Annotated in this window: 20 protein-coding genes; 5 read left to right on the forward strand and 15 right to left on the reverse strand. The window is 70.0% G+C overall.

The window, feature by feature from the left end:
* Positions 1–125 precede the first annotated feature (125 nt).
* Positions 126–1,091 (forward strand): DMT family transporter, encoded by a 966-nt coding sequence (locus tag AB0B82_RS14935; RefSeq protein WP_360167267.1) that lies wholly within the window; start codon positions 126–128, stop codon positions 1,089–1,091.
* On the opposite strand, the gene AB0B82_RS14940 is transcribed toward AB0B82_RS14935, so the two are convergent.
* Genes AB0B82_RS14940 through def form a run of 4 tightly spaced genes read right to left on the reverse strand, consistent with a single transcriptional unit; the run spans position 1,092 to position 4,998 of the window.
* Positions 1,092–2,087: a DMT family transporter gene (locus AB0B82_RS14940; protein WP_360167270.1), complete on the reverse strand. Its 996-nt coding sequence runs from the start codon at positions 2,085–2,087 to the stop codon at positions 1,092–1,094. It abuts the gene before it with no gap.
* A 48-nt stretch (positions 2,088–2,135) separates the two neighbouring features.
* Positions 2,136–3,512: a transcription antitermination factor NusB gene (locus AB0B82_RS14945; protein WP_360167273.1), complete on the reverse strand. Its 1,377-nt coding sequence runs from the start codon at positions 3,510–3,512 to the stop codon at positions 2,136–2,138.
* Positions 3,509–4,453 carry a methionyl-tRNA formyltransferase gene (gene fmt, locus AB0B82_RS14950; protein WP_360167276.1) on the reverse strand — a complete coding sequence of 315 codons (945 nt, stop codon included), beginning with the start codon at positions 4,451–4,453 and terminating at the stop codon, positions 3,509–3,511. Before fmt ends, AB0B82_RS14945 begins: the two co-directional genes overlap by 4 nt.
* Entirely contained in the window at positions 4,450–4,998 is a 549-nt protein-coding gene (gene def, locus AB0B82_RS14955; RefSeq protein WP_360167279.1) for a peptide deformylase, read from the reverse strand. Before def ends, fmt begins: the two co-directional genes overlap by 4 nt.
* Positions 4,999–5,301: 303 nt before the next feature.
* On the opposite strand from def, the gene AB0B82_RS14960 reads away from it, so the two are divergent.
* Together AB0B82_RS14960 and AB0B82_RS14965 are read left to right on the forward strand one after the other, a co-directional pair.
* Positions 5,302–6,504 carry a C39 family peptidase gene (locus tag AB0B82_RS14960; RefSeq protein WP_360167282.1) on the forward strand — a complete coding sequence of 401 codons (1,203 nt, stop codon included), beginning with the start codon at positions 5,302–5,304 and terminating at the stop codon, positions 6,502–6,504.
* Positions 6,505–6,617: 113 nt separating this feature from the next.
* A complete protein-coding gene (locus AB0B82_RS14965) occupies positions 6,618–7,634 on the forward strand; it encodes a hypothetical protein (protein WP_360167285.1) in 1,017 nt (338 codons plus the stop codon).
* On the opposite strand, the gene AB0B82_RS14970 is transcribed toward AB0B82_RS14965, so the two are convergent.
* Together AB0B82_RS14970 and AB0B82_RS14975 are read right to left on the reverse strand one after the other, a co-directional pair.
* Positions 7,631–8,251: an HAD family phosphatase gene (locus tag AB0B82_RS14970; RefSeq protein ID WP_360167288.1), complete on the reverse strand. Its 621-nt coding sequence runs from the start codon at positions 8,249–8,251 to the stop codon at positions 7,631–7,633. The two genes, AB0B82_RS14965 and AB0B82_RS14970, sit on opposite strands and share 4 nt — an antisense overlap.
* 10 nt (positions 8,252–8,261) lie before the next feature.
* A complete protein-coding gene (locus AB0B82_RS14975; RefSeq protein WP_360167291.1) occupies positions 8,262–9,482 on the reverse strand; it encodes an MFS transporter in 1,221 nt (406 codons plus the stop codon).
* 64 nt (positions 9,483–9,546) lie between these two features.
* On the opposite strand from AB0B82_RS14975, the gene AB0B82_RS14980 reads away from it, so the two are divergent.
* Both AB0B82_RS14980 and AB0B82_RS14985 read left to right on the forward strand, forming a co-directional pair.
* On the forward strand, positions 9,547–10,536 hold the full coding sequence (locus AB0B82_RS14980) for a helix-turn-helix domain-containing protein (protein WP_360167294.1): 990 nt from the start codon (positions 9,547–9,549) through the stop codon (positions 10,534–10,536).
* A gap of 182 nt (positions 10,537–10,718) precedes the next feature.
* The gene (locus AB0B82_RS14985) at positions 10,719–11,792 is read left to right on the forward strand and encodes a phosphotransferase (protein ID WP_360167297.1); all 1,074 of its coding nucleotides are present in this window, start codon (positions 10,719–10,721) and stop codon (positions 11,790–11,792) included.
* 1 nt (position 11,793) lies between these two features.
* On the opposite strand, the gene AB0B82_RS14990 is transcribed toward AB0B82_RS14985, so the two are convergent.
* The 9 genes from AB0B82_RS14990 to AB0B82_RS15030 form a co-directional block, all read right to left on the reverse strand.
* Positions 11,794–13,851, reverse strand: coding sequence for a primosomal protein N' (locus tag AB0B82_RS14990; RefSeq protein ID WP_360167300.1), 2,058 nt, complete (start codon positions 13,849–13,851; stop codon positions 11,794–11,796).
* 66 nt (positions 13,852–13,917) lie between these two features.
* Positions 13,918–15,111, reverse strand: coding sequence for a methionine adenosyltransferase (gene metK, locus AB0B82_RS14995; protein WP_360167303.1), 1,194 nt, complete (start codon positions 15,109–15,111; stop codon positions 13,918–13,920).
* A 189-nt stretch (positions 15,112–15,300) separates the two neighbouring features.
* Complete coding sequence (locus tag AB0B82_RS15000; RefSeq protein ID WP_360167306.1) at positions 15,301–16,413, reverse strand: winged helix DNA-binding domain-containing protein; 1,113 nt, start codon at positions 16,411–16,413, stop codon at positions 15,301–15,303.
* 50 nt (positions 16,414–16,463) lie between these two features.
* Positions 16,464–17,768 carry a bifunctional phosphopantothenoylcysteine decarboxylase/phosphopantothenate--cysteine ligase CoaBC gene (coaBC, locus tag AB0B82_RS15005; protein ID WP_360167309.1) on the reverse strand — a complete coding sequence of 435 codons (1,305 nt, stop codon included), beginning with the start codon at positions 17,766–17,768 and terminating at the stop codon, positions 16,464–16,466.
* Positions 17,769–17,803: 35 nt separating this feature from the next.
* Positions 17,804–18,106: a DNA-directed RNA polymerase subunit omega gene (gene rpoZ, locus AB0B82_RS15010; protein ID WP_325039561.1), complete on the reverse strand. Its 303-nt coding sequence runs from the start codon at positions 18,104–18,106 to the stop codon at positions 17,804–17,806.
* A gap of 2 nt (positions 18,107–18,108) precedes the next feature.
* Positions 18,109–18,738 (reverse strand): guanylate kinase, encoded by a 630-nt coding sequence (gene gmk / locus AB0B82_RS15015; RefSeq protein WP_360167312.1) that lies wholly within the window; start codon positions 18,736–18,738, stop codon positions 18,109–18,111.
* 38 nt (positions 18,739–18,776) lie between these two features.
* On the reverse strand, positions 18,777–19,091 hold the full coding sequence (gene mihF, locus AB0B82_RS15020; RefSeq protein WP_360167315.1) for an integration host factor, actinobacterial type: 315 nt from the start codon (positions 19,089–19,091) through the stop codon (positions 18,777–18,779).
* 140 nt (positions 19,092–19,231) lie between these two features.
* Positions 19,232–19,606: a hypothetical protein gene (locus AB0B82_RS15025; protein ID WP_360167318.1), complete on the reverse strand. Its 375-nt coding sequence runs from the start codon at positions 19,604–19,606 to the stop codon at positions 19,232–19,234.
* Between the two features lie 149 nt (positions 19,607–19,755).
* A complete protein-coding gene (locus tag AB0B82_RS15030) occupies positions 19,756–20,127 on the reverse strand; it encodes a hypothetical protein (RefSeq protein WP_360167321.1) in 372 nt (123 codons plus the stop codon).
* Positions 20,128–20,129 lie beyond the last annotated feature (2 nt).

The following is a 20,129-nucleotide window of genomic DNA, read 5'->3' on the forward strand; positions in this document are numbered from 1 at the left end:
GGGCGTCATCCTCTCTCGCTCCTGACACCTACCGCCAGCCGTTCTCACCCCTTGTCGCCGCAGGGCCTGCCCGAATACAGAAAAAGATCCACAAAGTGTCGGCGACGTGGTGCAGGATGTCAGGAGTGAGCACGCTGACGACTCCTGACACCTCTTCCGCAACGCCAGTCCGGTCCTGGCTGCCGGTGATGCTGGCACTGGCCGCCATCTGGGGCTGTAGCTTCCTGTTCATCTCGGTCGGCGTCCGTGAGCTGCCACCGCTCTACCTCGCCCTCGGCCGGGTCATCGCCGGCGCTCTCGTCCTGCTCGCGATCATGGTCGCGAAGCGCGAGGCGCTGCCGCGGGACCCGCGGCTGTGGGCGCACTCGTTCGTGGCCGGGGCGATCGGGTCGGCGATCCCGTGGACCCTGTTCGGGTACGGCGAGGAGCGGATCCCCTCGCTGCTCGCCGGAATCTGGAACGGGATCACTCCGCTGTTCGTGCTGCCGATCGCGGTGCTGATCTTCCGGACCGAGAAGTTCTCGGCGCAGCGCGGATTCGGGCTGCTGATCGGATTCCTCGGGGTGCTCGTCGTCCTCGGCGCCTGGCGCGTGCAGGCCGGCGCGGATCTCGTCGGCCAGGGGTTCTGCATGCTCGCCGCGGCGTCGTACGGGCTCACGATCCCCTACCAGAAGCGATTCCTGGCCGGTACGACGTTGTCCGGCACCGCACTGTCCGCGACCTTGCTGCTGTGCGCGACCGTCCAGCTCGCCATCGTCGCGCCACTGGTCACCGGTCAGGCACCGCCCGCGCCGTGGTCGCTGTCGCCGGAGGTGGTGCTCAGCACGATCGCGCTCGGTGCGCTGGGCAGCGGGCTGGCCTTCGTCCTCAACATGCGCAACATCCGCCTGATCGGCGCCAGCCGGTCCTCGATGGTTACGTATCTGATGCCGATCTTCTCGGTCGTCGTCGGCGTTCTCGTGCTCAACGAACACATCACCTGGTACCAGCCGGTCGGCGGCCTGGTCGTTCTGCTGGGCGTCGCGGTGTCCCAGGGTGTGCTGACCGTCCGCCGCCGGAAGGCGGTTCCTGCCGCGGTAGTGGCCGGGTGATCAGGAGCGGCGGAGGTTCGGGACCGCCGCCACGACGACCGCGACCAGAGCCAGGAAGGTGCCGATCACGACCGGTGCGGTCACCGGTTTGTCGGCCACCGGCACGAAGACGTCGATGAACAGGCTGGCGATCAGCTGACCGGCGATCGTGCCGAGGCCGAGGACGAAGACGCCGACGACGCGGACCACGGCGGCCGCGGCACTGATGAAGATCACCCCGCACGCGCCGCCGAGGTACAACCACGGCTCGCTCGGCAGCTGCCGGGGTGCGCCGCGGAGCGCCAGGTCGACGACGAACACCAGCGCGAGCGCCAGCGTTCCGACGAGGAAGTTCACCACGCCGGCCGCGACCGCGCCGTACGCATCGGGCGACGCGGTGCGCGCCACTCGTCCGTTGATCGCCTGCTGCACCGCCGTACCGACGCCGGCCAGCGCGGGCAGGATCGCGAGCAGCAGACCGTCCGGGTGGCTGAGCTGCTCCGACACGGCCAGACCGACCGCCACCAGAGCGACCAGCGCGCCGACGACCCGGACGGCGTTGAGGGGCTGCGGTCCCGCCGGTCCGAATCCGAGGCGGTCCACGACCAGACTGCTCAGCGCCTGACCCGCGACACCCGCCACGAGGAACACCGCGACACCGATCACGGACACGGTGATCGACTGGGTCGCGACCAGGAACGCGCCCGCGACACCGCCGAGGCATTGCCACCAGCGCAGTCCGCCGTACCCGCGCATCGGCCGCCGGATGGTCCGCCAGACGTTGGCGAGTGCGCGCCGGACCCGCGGCACAACCGCGGTCGCGACAAGGAGGATCAGCAGACCGGAGCCGAACGAGATCAGGGCGGCCGGGATGCCGTCGCCGAGGATCCCGCCGAGCTCGCCGTTCAGCCGGGACTGGATCGCGACCAGCATCCCGATCCCGAACGCCGAGGCGAGGCCGACGGCCTGATGCCGCCGGGTCGAAGGGGCGGCGGGGCGGGTGGCGGTCGTGGTCACCGGACCATCATGACCGTTCGCGCAATAGCGCCTGACATCCGGTCCGGATCATGAACGGCGGACAAGCGCGAGATACATCGCGTCGGTGCCGTGCCGATGCGGCCAGAGCTGGACGTCAGGCCCCTCACCCAGGTCGGGAACGCCCGGGAACAGCGACCGCGCGTCCTCGAGGACCGCGTCGCCGCGGCGACCCAGGACGGCGGCCACGACCGCACGGGTCTCGTCGGGATGCGGCGAGCAGGTCACGTACGCGACCACGCCGCCCGGACGGACCGAGGTGATCGCCGAGTCGAGCAGCGATTCCTGCAGCGGCCGAAGCTCCTCGACGTCCTGCGGCGTACGGCGCCAGCGCGCTTCCGGACGGCGGCGCAACGCACCCAGCCCGCTGCACGGAACGTCGGCCAGCACACGGTCGAACGAACCCTCCGGCCACGTCGGCTTCGTACCGTCGCCGACCAGCACCTTGTGGTCACCCGGGATCGCCCGCAGGTTCTGCCGGACGAGGTCGGCGCGGTGCTTCAGCGGCTCCACCGCGGTCAGCCGGCCGTCGCCGACCAGCGCCGCGAGCAGCGCCGACTTACCGCCGGGGCCTGCGCACAGATCCAGCCAGTTGTCGTCCTCACCGTCGACCTTCGCCGCGGCGAGCGCGATCGCGACCAGCTGAGAGCCTTCGTCCTGGACGCCGGCGCGCCCGGTCGCGACCGGCTCGATCCGCCCCGGATCACCACCGCCACCGAGCACGGCGCCGTACGGCGACCAGCGCGCCCGCGTCGCGCCCGCGAGCACCAACTCGTCCACGTCGGCCAGGCCGGGACGGACGGCGAGCGTCACGCGCGGCGGCTCGTTGTCGGCGATCAGCAGCTCTTCGAGCTCGTCGGGCTCGGCCAGCGCGCGCCCGAAGGCCTCGATCACCCAGCGCGGGTGCGCCCGCGCGATGGCCAGGTAGCCCTCGTGGTCCTCGTCGGGATGCGGTGCGGTCGTCGCGATCCACTGGTCGAGCGAGCGCTGGCTGATCTTGCGCAGCACCGCGTTGACCAGGCCGGTGCGCTTCTGGCCGAGCTCGTTGCGGGTGAGCGTGACCATCTCCGACACGGCGGCGTACGAGTCGACCCGCATGTTCAGCAACTGGTGGGTGCCCAGCCGGAGCATGTCGAGCAGCTCGGGGTCGAGGTCCGCGAGCGGGCGCGAGACGCTGCGCGCCAGGAACACGTCGTACGTGCCCTGCCAGCGCAGCGTGCCGTGCACCAGCTCGGTGCAGAACGCGGCGTCGCGGCCGCCGAGGCGCGCCTCGCGCAGCGCCTTGTTCAGCGCGAGGTTCGCGTAGCCGCTCTCCGCGGTGACCTGCCGGATGACCTGATAGGCGACGCGCCGCACCGGGTCGGGCCGCCGCTGCGGCGCCCTGTTCCGTGCGTTCCGGTCGCTCACGCGGGCTCGTCGAGGTGAAGACCCAGGCGGTCTTCGTCGGTGAGGCGGACACCGCGAGCCCAGTCGGCCGCGGCCATCGGCTTCTTGCCCTGCGGCTGCACCTGCACCAGCTCGACCGCCTTGCTGCCGGTGCCGACGTGCACGCTCGACTTCGTCGCGCGCAGCTCGCCCGGCTCCAGCTCGAGGTCGTCGGTCAGCCGGACCGCGAGCACCTTCAGCCGCTCGCCGCGGAACGTCGTCCACGCGCCCGGCGCGGGGTTGCAGCCACGGACCAACCGGTCGACGCGCTGCGCCGGCGCGGTGAGATCCAGCTCGGCGTCCTCGACGGTGATCTTCGGTGCCAGCGTCACGCCGTCCTCCGGCTGCTCGCGGGCCTCCAGTACGCCGGCCTCGATGCCGTCGAGCGTGTCGACCAGCAGCTTCGAACCGGAGACGGCCAGCCGGTGCAGCAGGTCGCCCGCGGTGTCCGCAGGCCCGATCGGCTCGGTGAGTACGCCGTACACGGGACCCGCGTCGAGCGCCTTCACGATCCGGAACGTGCTCGCACCGGCCACGTCGTCGCCCGCAATGATCGAGTGCTGCACCGGGGCGGCACCGCGCCACGCCGGCAGCACCGAGAAGTGCAGGTTGATCCAGCCGTGCGGCGGGATGTCGAGCGCAGCCTGCGGCAGCAGGCCGCCGTACGCGACGACCGGGCAGCAGTCGGGAGCGATCTCGCGCAGCCGGGCCAGGAACTCCGGGTCGCTGGGCTTGACCGGTTTCAGGATCTCGACGCCGAGCTCCTCGGCGTACTGCGCGACCGGCGAGGCGACCAGCTTGCGGCCGCGACCCGCGGGCGCATCCGGTCGAGTGACGACACCGACGAGCTCGTGGCGGCTCTGCACGATCGCCTCGAGGGCGATCACGGCCGGCTCCGGCGTCCCGGCGAAGACGACTCTCACAGGCCGAATCCGTTCGTCGGGTGCGGCGACACCTTGATCTGCGGCGGGCCGCCCAGACCGGACCAGTCCGCCTCCCGGATCGCCTTCATCGCCTGCTTGCGGGTCTCCCGGTCCAGCCGGTCGACGAACAGGATGCCGTCCAGGTGATCGGTCTCGTGCTGGATGCAGCGGGCCAGCAGCTCCGACCCCTCGATCACCACCGGATCGCCGTACATGTTGAAGCCCTTGGCGATCACCGACATCGCGCGGCGGCAGTCGAAGGTCAGGCCGGGGATCGACAGGCAGCCCTCCGGGCCGAACTGCTCGTCCGACGACAGCGTGAGCTCCGGGTTGACCAGGTGCCCCAGCTCACCGTCGACGTGGTAGGTGAACACGCGCAGGCCGACACCGATCTGCGGCGCGGCCAGGCCGGAACCGGGCGCGTCCTGCATGGTGTCGGTGAGATCCGCGACCAGCCGGCGCAGCTCGGCGTCGAAGTCGACGACCGGCTCGGCCTTGCTGGTCAGCACTGGGTCACCGAACAGACGGATGGGTTGGACCGACACAGACTCTCCAGTACTTCCGTCGAGGGGGACCGGGCAAGTCTAGTTGGCCCGCCAGGCGGATTCCCGCCGGGAGGCCCCTCCCGTTTGTTGCCACAAGCACGTACTGTGGTCTCAGGCGTACCGTCAGTCACTATCGTCACCAGCGCAACCACCGTCACTACCGTCACACGCCGCTCGGGAGACCCAATGCGCACAGCAGCACGGGGGGCAACTCTGGTCCTCCTGGGTGCACTGCTCACCCAGGCACCCCTCACCGCCCAGGCCTACCAACCACGCAACCCGGAATTGCGGGCGCGATCACCCTTGCCTGAATCCTCGGCCGGCCCCGAAGGGCAGCCGGCGGCGCAGTCGTGGAGTGACGTGGTCAAGCAAGTCAGCGAAACATCGCCGGGCGACATCCAACTGCGGTCCGCGGACACGTCCGCCCAGGCCGCGTCGATGCTCCGGTGCTTCAAGCTGGAGACCGAGAACTACTGTCTCGGGCTCGGCTTCGTCGATCAGGTGCCTACTGGCTCCGACCGGCATGCGCTGATGGCCGCGCCGAGTCTGAGGGCCGCTGACGAGAGCGGTGCTCAGCAGGACATCTCGACCGGTGATCTGACACCGGCCGCGTTCGTGTCGGCGCGCGCCGCCATGCCGAAGAGCCAGCGCGTCACCGCCGAGCTGGACGAGATGGAAGCCGCTTGGAACGGCCGCGCCAAGGCCCGCGAGATCCGCGAGTTGGTCGCCGCCCAGACCACGACGACGCCATCCACCCCCTCAACGCCGCCTACGCCAATAGCGACGGCCTCCCCGGAAGCCGCAGCCGTCCCGGAGACCACGGTCGCACCGACATCGTCCGCCACACCATTTGGCGCACCATCCGCCACACCGACCACCACACCGTCCGGTGATCCGACGCGGACGGTGCCCACCGTGGGTACGCCCACCGCTGTTCCCTCGACCACCCCGCTGGCCGCGCCCGCGTCGGCGTACCTGATGAAGGGGTTCCAGACCTCGCAGGAGAAGGGGTACTGGTGCGGTCCGGCGACGTTCCAATCGATCGACTGGGCCGACGACAACCAGAAGGACACCCAGGCGTCCTGGGCGAAGGATCTCGGCACCACCACGTCCGGTACGGCGATCACCGCGATGGTGCAGCAGACGAACCTGAAGACCGCGTGGCCGAAGCTGGCCGGCACGTACATCGTGCAGAGCGTGAAGACCTGGAACGCGCAGACCTTCTTCGCAGTGCACCAGAAGCACCTCGGCGTGTACAAGGCACCGGTGATCGAGCACACGCAGCTGCTCAAGCGGTACTTCCCGTACCTGGCGTTCAACCACAGCGGGCACTACCAGGTCGGCCGCGGCTACGACAAGGCGAAGGGCACGATCGCGATCTACGAGGTGTTCAACGAGCGCCGCTTCAACAGCCGCGGCAACGTCACCGACGGCCCCAAGAACATCCCGGCCAGCGCACTGTTCAACGCGACGCTGGCGAACTCGTTCCAGAACATCGGGCTGTGATGCGCCGCCGTACCGTTGCCAGCGGCCTCCTTCTCGCAGTCGTCGTGGCGGGCTGCTCCGCGAACCCACCGCAGAGCGGCCCACCACCCAGCCCGACTCCAGCGCCGACCTCGGTGCCTGCCACACCCGCGAAGCCCACGGACTCCGGTACGGCGCTGCCGGCCTGGGCCAAGGTGCTGAAGCAACCGGTGGACGGACAGCACCTGGTCACACGGCAACGCAAGTACGTCGTCACCCGCGGCAGCGACGAGGCCGGTACGACGACCATCACCGACCGCGCGTCGAACAAGGTCGTCGTCCGGCACGTTCCGGCGAGCGGCTTCGTCGCCCAATCTCCCGTCGTGATCGACGATCGGTGGGCGTTGGTGCAGGACATCCGCGCCGAGGGCTCCGATCCGCAGATCAAGATCGTCCGCTACGACCTGACGACCGGCCGGGCGACCGTCCCGGCCGGACTCCCACCGGTGTCGGAGCCGGAGATCGGCGCCTACGACGCGACGTTCGCCTACAGCTCCACCGACGCGAAGAATCGGTCCTGTCTGATCATCGCCGACCTCGCGACGCTGACCCACCGCTCGGTCGCCTGTGTGGCGGCGCCGGGATTCGTGGCGGACCCGGTCGTGTCTGCGGACGCCGTGACGTTCAGCGAGATCACCGCACCGGAAGCGCCCAACCGGTGCAAGCGCATCCTGACCGTCCCGCTGTCCGGCGGCACCGTGAAGCCAGTGCCCGCGGCAACCAAGTGCCTGCAGTGGAGCGGCGCGACGCTGAGCGGTGCGACGGTGTGGTCGGAAGTCGCCGCCTCCGACCCGGACCAGTACCACAGCAAGGCCTACGTCCGGGACTCCGGCGACTCACCCGCCCGTCCGCTCGGCACCATCGTCACCGACACGATCATTGCCTGCGGCACCTGGATCCTGTGGGAGGCCAGGACGGTCAGTTCGGCCGGCGAGGAGACGTACCAGATCAACCGCTGGCGGCCCGGGCTCGCCGACCCGCAACGCCTGTACGCCGGGCAGCCAGGCGTCGCGCTCACGCCGATGACCTGCCAGGACAACACGGTCTACGTCGAGGCGGCGTACCTCGCAACCACCCCGGCGTACACCGAAACCATCGCGGCGACCGTCTAGGTGTGGGACAGCCCGCGCGCGGCCAGCTGGACGCGGAGGTTCGCGGCGCCGGTGAAGACCTCCGCGTCGAGACCGACCGCGCGGGCGCCTTCGACGTTGTACGCCATGTCGTCGGTGTAGAAGGTGCGCCGCGGGTTCAGCGAGTAGCGGTCGATCAGGATCCGGTAGATCTTCTCGTCGGGCTTCGCCGTCCGCTCGACGCCGGAGACCACCTCGCCGTCGAAGTGCGTGAGGATGTCGAAGGCCTCCTTCGCGACCTCCCACTTCTCGGCGGAGAAGTTCGTCAGCGCGTACGTCGGAACGCCGGCGGACTGCAATTCGGTGAGCACCGCGGCAGTGTCGGAGAACACGCCGTTGACCATCTTCAGCCAGCCGGTGTCGTAGGCCTCGATCCACTCGGCGTGCTCCGGGTGCAGCGCGCTCAGCTCGGCGACCGCCTCGGCCCACGGACGGCCCTCGTCCTGCCGGTGGTTCCAGGCCGGGGTCGCCACGTTGGTCAGGAAGTGTGTCCGCTGCGCCTCGTCCGGGATCAGCTCCTCGTACAGGTACGTCGGGCTCCAGTCCAGGAGCACTCCCCCGATGTCGAACACCACCGCGTCGATCGTCCGCTCAGTCATACCCGCAACCCTACGAGACCGCGTTGGTTGCCTCATTGGCTGCGGCGCGGGCATGGAGGGCCGGCGCGAGCGCGTACTGACCGAGGAAGATCGCGACGCCGAGGACGGCGCAGCCGAGCCAGGTGACGGTCGGACCGAGGTGTTCGAGCGCGTTGGTGCCGGCCAGCGGCCCAACCACGGTGCCGATGCCGAACGACATCCCGGACAACCCCAGGTAGCGGCCGCGGAGATCGATCGGCGCGAGATCGGCGAACACCGCGCCGATGACCGCCGCGAACCCGATTTCACCGAGCGTCCACACCACGACCGACAGGGCGTATCCCCACCAGCTGTGCACGACCGCGCCGACGCCGAAGCCGAGCCCCACGATCAGCATCGAGCTCGCCAGCAGCTTCGGGCGGTCGCGTCGCGCCATCCACCGACCGAGGAACGGCTGGGCGAGCACGATCACCACGCCGTTCAGCGCGATCACCAGGCCGTACGTCCGCGACGACAGGCCGTCGCCCGACATCGCCAGCGGCAGCGTCGAATAGCCCTGCATGTAGATGGTCGCGTACCCGACCTGGAGCAGGATCATCAACAGGAACACGGTGTCGCGTGCGACCACCGGCAACAACGCTCGGCCGGCCGCGTCGGTCTCGGGGACCGGGCGACTCTCCGGCACCATCGTCCAGATCACCATCCCGGCGATCACCGAGGTCGCCGCGTTCACCCAGAACAGCAGGCCGTACCCGAACGACGCCAGGACGCCCGCACTGACCGTCGACACCGAGAAGCCGAGGTTGATCGCCCAGAACAGCAGACCGTACGCGCGCACCCGTTCGGCCGGCTGCAGCAGATCCGCGACCGTGGCCTGCACCGCCGGGCGGAACAGATCGCCGAGCAGGCCGACGAGGAACGCGGTCACCCAGATCAGCGCCATCTGCCGCGCGGACCCCAGCATGACGAGCGCCGCCCCGGTGCCGAAGAAGCAGATCAGCATCGTGAGCCGGCGACCGACGCGATCGGACAGGAAGCCGCCGACGAGTTGGGCCGAGACGGTCCCGGCGCCGACCGCCGCCGCGACCGCCCCCGCCGTACCGGCGGAGAGCTGGCGGTCGTGAGTCAAATAGAGGACCAGGAACGGTTGCACGAAGCTGCCGAGCCGGTTGACCAGCTGACACACCCACAGCGCCCAGAACGCCCGCGGGAGCGTGGCGGACACCGGCGTGCTGACAGCTGTTGCGCTCATGACGACAACTCTCCGCGAGGCCCACACGCTTGTCGACGATTAGGCTGGGGGCTAATCTTTGCCGGTGATCACGATCAGGCTGAACCCCGGCGACATCGGGCGGATCCGGTTCGCCCTGTCGCCGGTGTGGGAGGCCGTGACGAGTGTGCGGGCGCTGAGCAACAACACCGCTCGCAGCGTGCACGGGCCGTGGCTGCAGAAGGTCCGGCCGACGATCGAGGGCGACGACCTGACGTTGCTCAGGGCACTCATCCCGCCGGCCGGTTACATCCCGGACTTCATCACGCCCGCACCGCCGCGGCGGTCGACGAGCTTCGAGTCGGGGCTCGCCGCGATCGCCGCTACGCCGTACGACCTGGTGACCGACGAGCTGCGCAAACTCCAGCAGGACACTCCGCACCCGCTGCTCCCCGATCTGATCGCCCGGCCGGGCCGGGCGCTGGAGCTGATCACGTCGGCACTGGAAACGTACTGGCGGCGCGCGATCGAGCCGGACTGGCGCCGGATGCGCGCACTGCTGCAGGAGGATCTCGCGTTCCGGCTGGACGAGCTGGCCGCGGGCGGACTCGAGCGGCTGTTCCGCAACCTGCATCCGTCGATCAAGTTCACCGGCGACCGGATCCAGATCGACCGCCCGTTCTCCTGCGACGGCGAGCCGCTCGCGGGACAGGGCCTGCTGCTGGTGCCGTGCGTGTTCACCTGGCCCGCCGGTCTGGCGGTCACCGGCGCGCCGCACGTACCGACGATCACTTACCCGCCGCGCGGCCTCGGCCGGCTGTGGGAGGACCATCAGGACGTCACGGACTCGCCGCTCGCGGACCTGGTCGGGCGCACCCGGGCCGCGATCGTCAGCCATCTGGATCTCCCGATGTCCACCACACATCTCGCGCACCAGCTGGGCGTCTCGGCGCCCACGTTGAGCGTGCACCTCAGCATCCTGCGCAACGCCGGCGTGGTGGACTCGCGCCGCGACGGACGGGCGGTCCTGTACCACCGCACCACCCTCGGCCATCAGCTCCTCTCGGCCTCGACAGCCCTGGCCACGACCGCTTGACAGGCCCCGTGCAGGTCGGGGAGATTGGCTGACGGCGCCGACCGGTCGCCGAGCGATGGGACATCCGCCCCAGTCGGGGTTCCAGCCGCGAAGGGGAATCAGCCCTCAAGGTCGTCGATGTCCGCAGGCCATCTCTCACCACCACGTCACTGGGGGACGAAGGTGCCGACGAGAGGCTTGTCATGACCAAGGACGGCAGTTTCAAGAAGGTTGTACGCCGGCACGCCGCGGAAACCGGCCAGCGCTACACCGAGGCGCTCACCGACCTCAGCGGTCTCGACGACCGCATCTACCACGAGCCCGACGGCGACCGACTGGTCGCTCATCTTCGGGGTCACTACGGCATCGACGCGGTCGCGGCCACGAAGCTCAGCGTGCACAAGACGTACGTGTTCCGCATCGACCGCACCGACGGTCCGCCGTGGATGGCGCGCGCGTTCCCGCCGGCGCGGCCGCGCTCCGACGTCGAGGGCGACGCCGCCGTACTGCGCTTCCTCGCGCGGCACGACTACCCCGCGGAACGTCTCGCGGCGGACGACGCGGTCTCCGACTTCGACGGCAGCGCAGTACTCGTCACCGAGTACATCGAGCACCAGCCGCTGCCCGCGGAGAAGGGCTTCGCGATCATGGCCGACCTGCTCGGCCGGTTGCACGCGTTGCCGTCCGACGACTCCGTCAGCCGGCCCGGTGGCGCGAGCGGCGAGGACGCGCGCCGGATGGGTACGCCTCGGCAGGATCTGCTGGCCGGGCTCGCGTTCCTCGATGTGGTGGACACCAAGGTCGCCGCGGCCGATCGCGAACGGTTCCAGCAACTCCGCGACCAGGTGCGCTCGGCGGACGACGGTGACGGTCTGCCGGAAGCCTTGCTGCACGGCAATCTGCTGCACGCTCCGGATCACGCCGTGATCGGACCGAACGGGCCGGCGGCCATCAACTGGAAGGCGTCCGGGCGCGGTCCCCGGCTGAGCGATCTCGCCTACCTGCTGTGGGGTACCGGGAACTGGGCGCCGACGCGAAGCACCAACACCGAGCGCGTCGAGGCGGTCGTCGCGGCGTACCGCAAGCACGTCGAGCTGACCGACGAGGAACTCGACCGGCTCGAAGGCGTGATGTTCATCAGACCGCTGTACCTGGTCTGCATCGGCTACCGGCGCGACCTGCTCAACGGCGACTCGTTCAACGAGTGGGCCTTCATCGAGCCGCCGGCGTACTTCACGACCACCGCGGCGGCGACCCGAGCTGCGTTCCGGCGCTGAGTCAGCCGAAGTTCGGCGGGTCGACCTGGACTCGGACGGAGCCGGGGCTCTTCTTGGTGGCTCGGGTCGACTGGGCTTCCTTCAGTGCGCGGACGAGGGCCGTGCCGTGGGCTCGCGGAGTGCGGACCACGGCACGGACGGTGTCGTCGTCGATGTCGACCGGGCCCAGGACCTCGAGTCCGGACGACGGCGGGATCAGGTCGCGGAGGCGGGCGACGAGATCACTGACCGCCTCCGCCGGGCCGGTGAGTTCGGCCAGTTTCGCGGCCGGTGCGAGGCGCGCGGTACGGCGTTCCTCGATCTCGCGCGCCGCGTACCCTTCCGGCGACCAGCGCACGATCGCCTGCAGCGGCAGCGCCGACGGGTCGCCGACGAGGATCACGGCGCCGCCGTCGCCGGCCGCGCGGACCATCGCGGCCGCGTTGAACCAGCGCCGGACCGCCTCCTCGGCCGCGCGCAGGTCCGGACGCGCGAGCATCAACCAGGTGTCGAGGAGCAGCGCTGCGCTGTACCCGCCCTCGGCCACCGGCTCCGCGCCCGGTGTACTGACGATCAACGCGGGTGCGGACGGTACGACGTCCAGCATGTTGTCCCCGCCCGACGTCCGGACGACGACTCCGGGAAACGCCCGCCCAAGTTCCTCCGCCGTCCGACGCGCGCCGATGACCGCCGCGCGCATCCGGGTGTCGCCGCACTCGGGGCACCGATGATCGACCGCCGGCCGCCCGCAAACGCTGCAGCTCGCCGGCCCGGAACCGCCGGTACGACGCAACGTGCCACCGCAGGTAGCGCAGCGGGAGGGGGCACGGCAGGTCTGGCACACCAGGCTCGGCAAGTACCCCGCCCGCGGGACCTGGACGAGCACCGGCCCGGTCTTCAGCCCCTCGCGGGCGATCTCGAACACGCGATGCGGCAACCGCGCCGCCCGCGCCGACGGGTCACGCGCCAGCTCGAAGTCCGACTCACCCGCGATGTGCACCGACGGCGCCGCCGCCCGGATCGTCGGACGGCTCGCGATCAACTCGTGCGCGAACCCCGACTCCAGCACCGCCGCCGCCTCGGCCGAGCGCGCGAACCCACCGAGCAACGCGGCGCAGTTCTGCCGAAACGCCCGTAGCAGCAGGACTTCCCGGGCATGCGGGTACGGCGCGCGCGGCTCGGCGTACGACTCGTCGCCGTCGTCCCAGATCGCCACCAGCCCGAGATCCGCGACCGGCGCGAACGCGGCCGCGCGGGTGCCGATCACGACCCGGGTCCGCCCGTGCAGCGCGCACAGGAACGCGCGGTAGCGCGCCGTGGGGCCGAGATCCGCGGACAGCGTGACGAACCCGGACTCCCCCAGCACCTCGGTGCAGGCCGCAGCCAACCGCTCCAGATCGCGCGCATCCGGCACCAGGAGCAGCGCACCACGCCCGGACGCCGCACACACCGCCGCAGCCTGCGCGAACGCCAGCGCCCAGTCGGCCCCGGGGACGGCGGTCCACACCGCGCGCGGCGTCTCGCCCCGCTCGATCGCGTCCAGGAACCCCGCCGGGTACGGCGCCCACTCGGAGCGCGACGTCGACGCCGGCGGGCGCGGCGGCAGGTCGCAGCGCAGCGGCTCGCTCTCCACCTTCGCGTGCCGTGGCGGGACGGCCAGGCGCGTGACATCCGCGAGCACCCCGGCGTACCGGTCCGCGACGGCACGGCAGAGGTCCGCGATCTCCGGCGTCAGCACCTGCTCGGGTGAGACGACCTTGCGGAGCCGGACCAGCTTGCCGTCGTGATCGGACTCCTCGAGCCGCTCCAGCACGAAGCCGTCGTGATCCTTGCCGGCGAACCGCACCTTGACCCGCACGCCGGGCTGCGCGATCCCGGCCACGTCGTCCGGCACCAGGTAGTCGAACGGCCGGTCCAGGTGCGGGAGCGAGACGTCGACCGCGACGCGTGCCACCGGCAACGTCGTGGTGATCTCGGCCGGCACCTTGGTGCGTGACTTGCGAACGGTGTCACGCAGCAGCGTCAGCTGCTCCGGGGAATCCCCGGTCGGCGGCCCGTTCGATGTCACTTTCGATGTCACTGAGGAATGCTAGAGCAGCGGGCCGACAGTGCGTTCGCGCACTGCCGACCCGCTGTGGACAACTCGTCAGATCCCGACAGCAGCCTTCAACGCCTCGACCCGGTCGGTGCGCTCCCAGGTGAACGACTCGCCGGTGCGGCCGAAGTGACCGTTCTTCGCGGTCTGCGCGTAGATCGGCCGGAGCAGCTCGAGGTCGCGGATGATCGCCGCCGGCCGCAGGTCGAAGACCTCCCGGACCGCCGAGGTGATCTTGTCCACGTCGACCTTCTCGGTGCCGAACGTGTCGACGTAGAAACCGACCGGCGCGGCCTTGCCGATCGCGTACGCGACCTGGCACTCGACCCGGTCGGCCAGCCCGGCCGCGACGATGTTCTTCGCCACCCAGCGCATCGCGTACGCCGCGGACCGGTCCACCTTGGACGGGTCCTTGCCGGAGAAGGCGCCACCGCCGTGCCGCGCCATCCCGCCGTAGGTGTCGATGATGATCTTCCGCCCGGTCAGCCCGGCGTCACCCATCGGGCCGCCGATCTCGAACCGCCCGGTCGGGTTCACCAGCAGCTTGTAGTCTCCTCCGTCGATGTCGAACTGCTCGAGCACCGGGTCGACCACGTGCTTCTTGATGTCCGGCGTCAGCATCGAGTCCAGGTTGATGTCGGCCGCGTGCTGGCTGGACACCACCACGGTGTCGATCCGGACCGCGCGGTCCCCGTCGTACTCGACCGTGACCTGGGTCTTGCCGTCCGGCCGCAGGTACGCGAGCGTGCCGTTCTTGCGGACCTCGGCCAGTCGCTCGGACAGCCGGTGCGCGATCGTGATCGGCAGCGGCATCAGCTCCGGCGTCTCGTTCGACGCGTAGCCGAACATCAGCCCCTGGTCCCCCGCCCCCTGCAGGTCCAGTTCGTCCTTCGACGCGTCCGAGCGCGTCTCGTACGCCGTGTCGACCCCCTGCGCGATGTCCGCGGACTGGCTGCCGATGGCGACCTGCACCCCACAGGACGCACCGTCGAAGCCCTTCAGGGACGAGTCGTAGCCGATCTCCAGGATGCGCGAGCGCACGATCCCGGGAATGTCGACGTACGCCGTCGTGGTGACCTCGCCCGCGACGACGACGAGACCCGTGGTGATCAGAGTCTCCACCGCAACCCGGCTCTTCGGGTCCTCGGCCAGCAACGCGTCGAGAATGGAATCGCTGATCTGGTCAGCGATCTTGTCCGGGTGACCCTCGGTCACCGACTCGGACGTGAAAAGGCGCCTCGCCACAGTTCTCCCTCGGATTCCTCTTGTGCCGCCCGGTTGCGCGTTGGCACAACCGCGCGATCCCCCCATGCACCGGCGGTTGGCGATGCATCTTGGGAAGTATGCCAGCAGTTTCCGCCCGCGTCCCGGCGACGCTCCGATTTCATCCGAATTGCGAGATTGCTGATCATATTCTGGACACAGGGTCGAGTTTCAGGCGTGCGGGCCGACCGTGACCGGGCCGAGGATGAGCGACGGCGTGCCCCCGAGGATCGCACCCAAGCGGTCCACCTCGGTGTCCAGGAGGCGTCGTCGGCGGCGATTCAGGGGGCGGAGGGCTTCGACGGTCACGTTCAGGGTCCGGCCCGACTTCTTCTGGTGCCAGACCCCGGCGACGACGCCGTCGACGAGCAGCAACGGGTAGTTGCCGGCCTGGCCGCGAGCGGTCGCGCGCTCGAAGGCCCCGCCCGGAAAGAGTAATTCGCGCGGAAAGCTGCCGACGCCGTACGCGTCGAAGTACGGCAGCAGCCGGACGTCCTCCGCGCTGTGATCGGGGAACTCCTCGTCACCCGGAGCGAGCCAGGCGGGGCTGCCGCCGAGCTCGACCTGCGGAAGATCGGCGAAGTACCGCTTGACCGTGGTCGGAGGAACGCTGAGCCAGCGGGCGAACTGCTGCGGAGTGGCGGGGCCGTACGCGGAGAGGTAGCGGTGCAGGAGTTCGCTGAGGGCCTTGTCGGCGGGCATCGGTTCGAACGGGCGGAGGCGGTGCGGATTCGTGTACGTCGTGAGCCGGCCGCGCAGCGGCCCGTGACAGAGGACACCGGCGTGGGCGGCGACATGAACCGCCTGCCGCCAGCGCGCCCAGGCGCCCTGGAACGCGGGAATCGTCGGTGTGCGGGCCCATTCGCCGGTGCGGCGGACGACTTCCTCGGTGAGTTCGTCGACGGTGAGTACGGCGTCCGCGAGCGCGTCACCGATCGCGTCGACGACCTGGGCGAGCTGATCCGGGGTCATCCGGATCGGCTCCGGTTGGCCGCCGCCTGACGGAAGCGCCGACAACGCCCCGGTCCACATCGCCAGGTCGTCGACCGGCAGCAGGTGCACGGTCCCTCGCGGCCCGAACGTCTTCACCAGCTCGCCGTCCTGCTGGACCGTGGCGCGGGTGGCGCCATCGACGCGAAGTGCGACGGACGTCTCCCCCGCCGACGCGATCTGCGCGTGCGCCCCACACATCGCACGCACTGCATCGACCACCGCCTCGAAGGGATCGAGCAATCCGTGCCGGTGCATCCGACGCGCCACAACCGCCTGCCAGGTGAGCTTCACACTTCGACGCTAGCCGGAGAAGCGGACAGGTCCTGTCCCTTTCTCCGAGGTCATGCCCACTGGGTGGCGACGAGGTTCCAGATGACGCCGGCCAGGGCGTCCTTGCTGCCGGAGGGCACGGGGACGGCGTGACCGGCGCGGTCGAGGATGACCGCCTCGTTGACGTCGCTGCCGAACACCTTGCCGCCGGAGACATCGTTCACGACCAGCAGGTCGCAGCCCTTGCGCTCGAGCTTGGCGCGACCGAGCTCCAGCACGGTGTGCTCGGCGTCGCCGGTCTCGGCCGCGAACCCGACGATCACCTGACCGGCCCGGGCGCGATCGTGCGAGATCGTCTGCAGGATGTCCGGGTTCTGCACGAGGTTGACCGCGGGCACCGAGCCGTCGGCGGTCTTCTTGATCTTGTGCTCGGCCACGTCCGCGGGCCGGAAGTCGGCCGGGGCGGCCGCCATCACGATTGCGTCGGCGTCACCGGCGCGCCCGGTGATCTCGTCGTACAGGTCCCGGGTGCTCGTCACCGGGACGACCTGGACACCGGCCGGGTCGGGCAGCTCGGAGTTGGCGGCGACCAGGGTCACCTTGGCGCCGCGGGCGGCGGCGATCCGGGCCAGCGCGTACCCCTGCTTGCCGGACGAGGAGTTCCCGAGGTACCGCACCGGGTCGAGGTGTTCGCGGGTGCCGCCGGCGCTGATCAGCACCTGTTTGCCGGTGAGGTCGGCGACCGACTGACCGGCCGCGCGAGCCGCCTGGTCGGCGAGCATCAGCTGACTGATCGCGAAGATCTCCGACGGCTCCGGCAACCGGCCGCGGCCGGTGTCGGCGCCGGTCAGCCGGCCGACCGCCGGGTCGAGGACCGTGATGCCGCGGGCACGCAGGGTCGCGACATTCGCTTGGGTGGCCGGATGCTCCCACATCTCGGTGTGCATCGCCGCCGCGAACAGGATCGGGCAGCGCGCTGTCAGCAGCGTGTTCGTGAGCAGGTCATCGGCCAGTCCGTGCGCGGCCTTGGCGATCAGGTTCGCGGTCGCGGGCGCCACGACGACGAGCTCGGCCGCCTTGCCGATCCGCACATGCGGCACCTCGTGCACGTCGTCGAACGGATCCGCGGTCACCGGCTGCCCGGACAGCGCCGCCCAGGTCGCCTCGCCGACGAACTCGAGCGCGGCCGCCGTCGGCACCACCCGCACCGAGTGACCGGACTCGGTCAGCCGCCGGAGCAGGTCGCAGACCTTGTACGCCGCGATGCCGCCGCCGACGCCGAGGACGACATTCGGCTTGTGCTTCGGCGGCTCGGGCACGACAGCGGCCCCCGGGACCTGGACGGTCTCGGGGGTCTGGTCACCGGTTGCGGACATCGAAACGGACTCCGTTCCCGGTCGTCGTCAGGTGCTTACTCGGACTTCTCCGCCGCGGCGGCTTCCGCCTCGGCCTCCGGGTCGATGTCGGTGCAGGTCAGCACGCCCTCGTTGATCTCGCGCATTGCGATCGACAGCGGCTTCTCCTGGACATGCGTCTCGACCAGCGGCCCGACGTACTCCAGCAGGCCCTCGCCGAGCTGCGAGTAGTAGGCGTTGATCTGCCGCGCCCGCTTGGCCGAGTACAGCACCAGCTTGTACTTGGAGTCGGTGTGGGTGAGCAGGTCGTCGATCGGCGGGGAGGTGATGCCGATGGCGACGGGCTGGTTGCCAGACAAGTTCAGCTCTTTCCAGAGATGGAGGGTGATCGAATCAACTTTACCAACTGATCGGCGGCCTCCCGAACCGAGGCGTTCACGATCGTCACGTCGAACTCCTTCTCGGCCGCGAGCTCGACGGTCGCGGTTTCGAGCCGGCGTTCCCGCTCCTCGGCCGTCTCGGTGCCGCGGTACAGCAGCCGGCGGACCAGCTCGTCCCAGCTCGGCGGGGCCAGGAACACGAACTGCGCCTCCGGCATCCGCTCGCGGACCTGCCGGGCGCCCTGCAGGTCGATCTCCAGCAGGGCCGGGCGGCCTTCGGCGAGCTTGTCGAGCACCGGCTGCTTCGGCGTCCCGTACCGGGCGGCCTTGTGCACGACCGCCCACTCGAGCAGCTCGTCGTCGGCGATCATCCGGTCGAACTCGGCGTCCGACACGAACAGGTAGTGCACGCCGTGCACCTCGCCCGGCCGGGGCTTGCGGGTGGTCGCGGAGACCGAGATCCAGATGTCCGGGTAGCGCTCGCGGATGTCGGCCGCGACGGTCCCCTTCCCGACCGCGGTCGGGCCGGCCAGCACGGTCAGCCGGGCCGGCCCGGGAGCGCCTGCCGGCTCGTTCGCAGTGTTTGCTGTGTCGCCTGGGTGCGTGGTCATCGTCACACCAGTGTCCAACGAGCCGGCCGAGGTTTTGTTCACTCGGCGAATTCGCGCTCGAGCGCGGCGATCTGGTTCGAGCCGAGGCCGCGCACCCGCCGCGTCTCCGAGATCCCCGCGCGCTGCATGATCTGCTGGGCGCGGACCTTGCCGACACCGGGGATGCACTGCAGCAGCTGGCTGACCCGCATCTTGCCGATCACGTCGTTCGTCTGCCCCTCGTGGAGCACCTCCGTCGGAGACGCTCCCGAGTGCCGGATCCGGTTCTTGATCTCGGCTCGTTCACGCCGCGCCGCCGCGGCCTTGTCCAGAGCCGCCGCACGCTGCTCCGGGGTCAAAGAAGGAAGTGGCACCGTTTCACCTGTCCCGTTGTATGGCTTCGCAAGGGAACCTAACACGGCATCAGCCCGAGGTAAGGCCATGGGGAACGGAGTCGCCCGGCCGGCGGCGGATTCGAACGATCAGCTGCCCGGTGCGACGGGTGATCAAGTGATCAGTTGAGCGCCGGCAGATCGACCTTGCAGGCATCCTTGGCCTGGCTGGTGATGTTCTTGTACGCCGTCAGCACGCCGGACGTCTGCTTGCTCAGCTCGGCCAGCTTGGCCGCGTCCTTGCCGGCTTGCTGCGCCTTCTCGGCGAACGTCACGACGACGCCCCAATCGTCCTTCACGTCCTGCGGCGCGGACTCCTGCAGCTTCTTGGCGTCGTCGAGGATCTTCACGTAGTCGACCGGCTTCTGCGGATCGACGTCGACCGCCTTCGCGGCGTACTTGGCGAGATCGACGCAGTACGCCTGCTCATCGGTGCAGGCGGTCAGCAGACCGGCACCGGTGGCCACGGTCGCGAGGACGGCGAGAGTTCGCTTCACGGCACCCACGCTACCGGGAGTGACGTGCCGATCCGAAAACGCACCGGTTCCGAACAGCGCGACGGCCCGGTGGGACGGTACGGGCAGAGCCGTCCACCGGGCCGGTGCGAGGTCACGCCGAGGCGTCCTCGACGCCTCGAAGCCGGCTGTCAGCCGTTCTCGAGGTCGATCTTGCAGGTGTCCTTCGCCTGCTTGCTGATCGCGTCCATCGACTTCTGGATCTTCTCGCCGTCGGACTTCGCGAGCTCCATCAGCTTGTTGGTGTCGCCCTTGGCGTCCTTGGCCTTCTCGGCGTAGTCGATGACGACCTTCCAGTCGTCCTTGATGTCGTCCGGCGCCGACTTCGACACGCTCTTCGCCTGGTCCAGCATCTTGCCGACCGCATCGGCGTCCTTGATGTCCAGGTCCTTGGCCGAGTCGACGTACCCCTTGAGGTCCGCGCAGTAGTCGCCACCCGAGCACGCCGTCAGCGCACCGACGCTCATCGTCACAACGGCCGCGAGGGCTGCCAGCTTCCGCATCG

Source organism: Kribbella sp. NPDC048915, from assembly GCF_040649595.1.
Classification (GTDB): Bacteria; Actinomycetota; Actinomycetes; order Propionibacteriales; family Kribbellaceae; genus Kribbella.

Bases quoted from the DNA above. Each gene is read 5' to 3' on its own strand.
- AB0B82_RS14970 (WP_360167288.1), bottom strand. From the start codon at position 8,251: ATGACTGAGCGGACGATCGACGCGGTGGTGTTCGACATCGGGGGAGTG.
- AB0B82_RS14975 (WP_360167291.1), bottom strand. From the start codon at position 9,482: ATGAGCGCAACAGCTGTCAGCACGCCGGTGTCCGCCACGCTCCCGCGG.
- AB0B82_RS14985 (WP_360167297.1), top strand. From the start codon at position 10,719: ATGACCAAGGACGGCAGTTTCAAGAAGGTTGTACGCCGGCACGCCGCG.
- coaBC (WP_360167309.1), bottom strand. From the start codon at position 17,768: ATGTCCGCAACCGGTGACCAGACCCCCGAGACCGTCCAGGTCCCGGGG.
- gmk (WP_360167312.1), bottom strand. From the start codon at position 18,738: ATGACCACGCACCCAGGCGACACAGCAAACACTGCGAACGAGCCGGCA.
- AB0B82_RS15030 (WP_360167321.1), bottom strand. From the start codon at position 20,127: ATGCGGAAGCTGGCAGCCCTCGCGGCCGTTGTGACGATGAGCGTCGGT.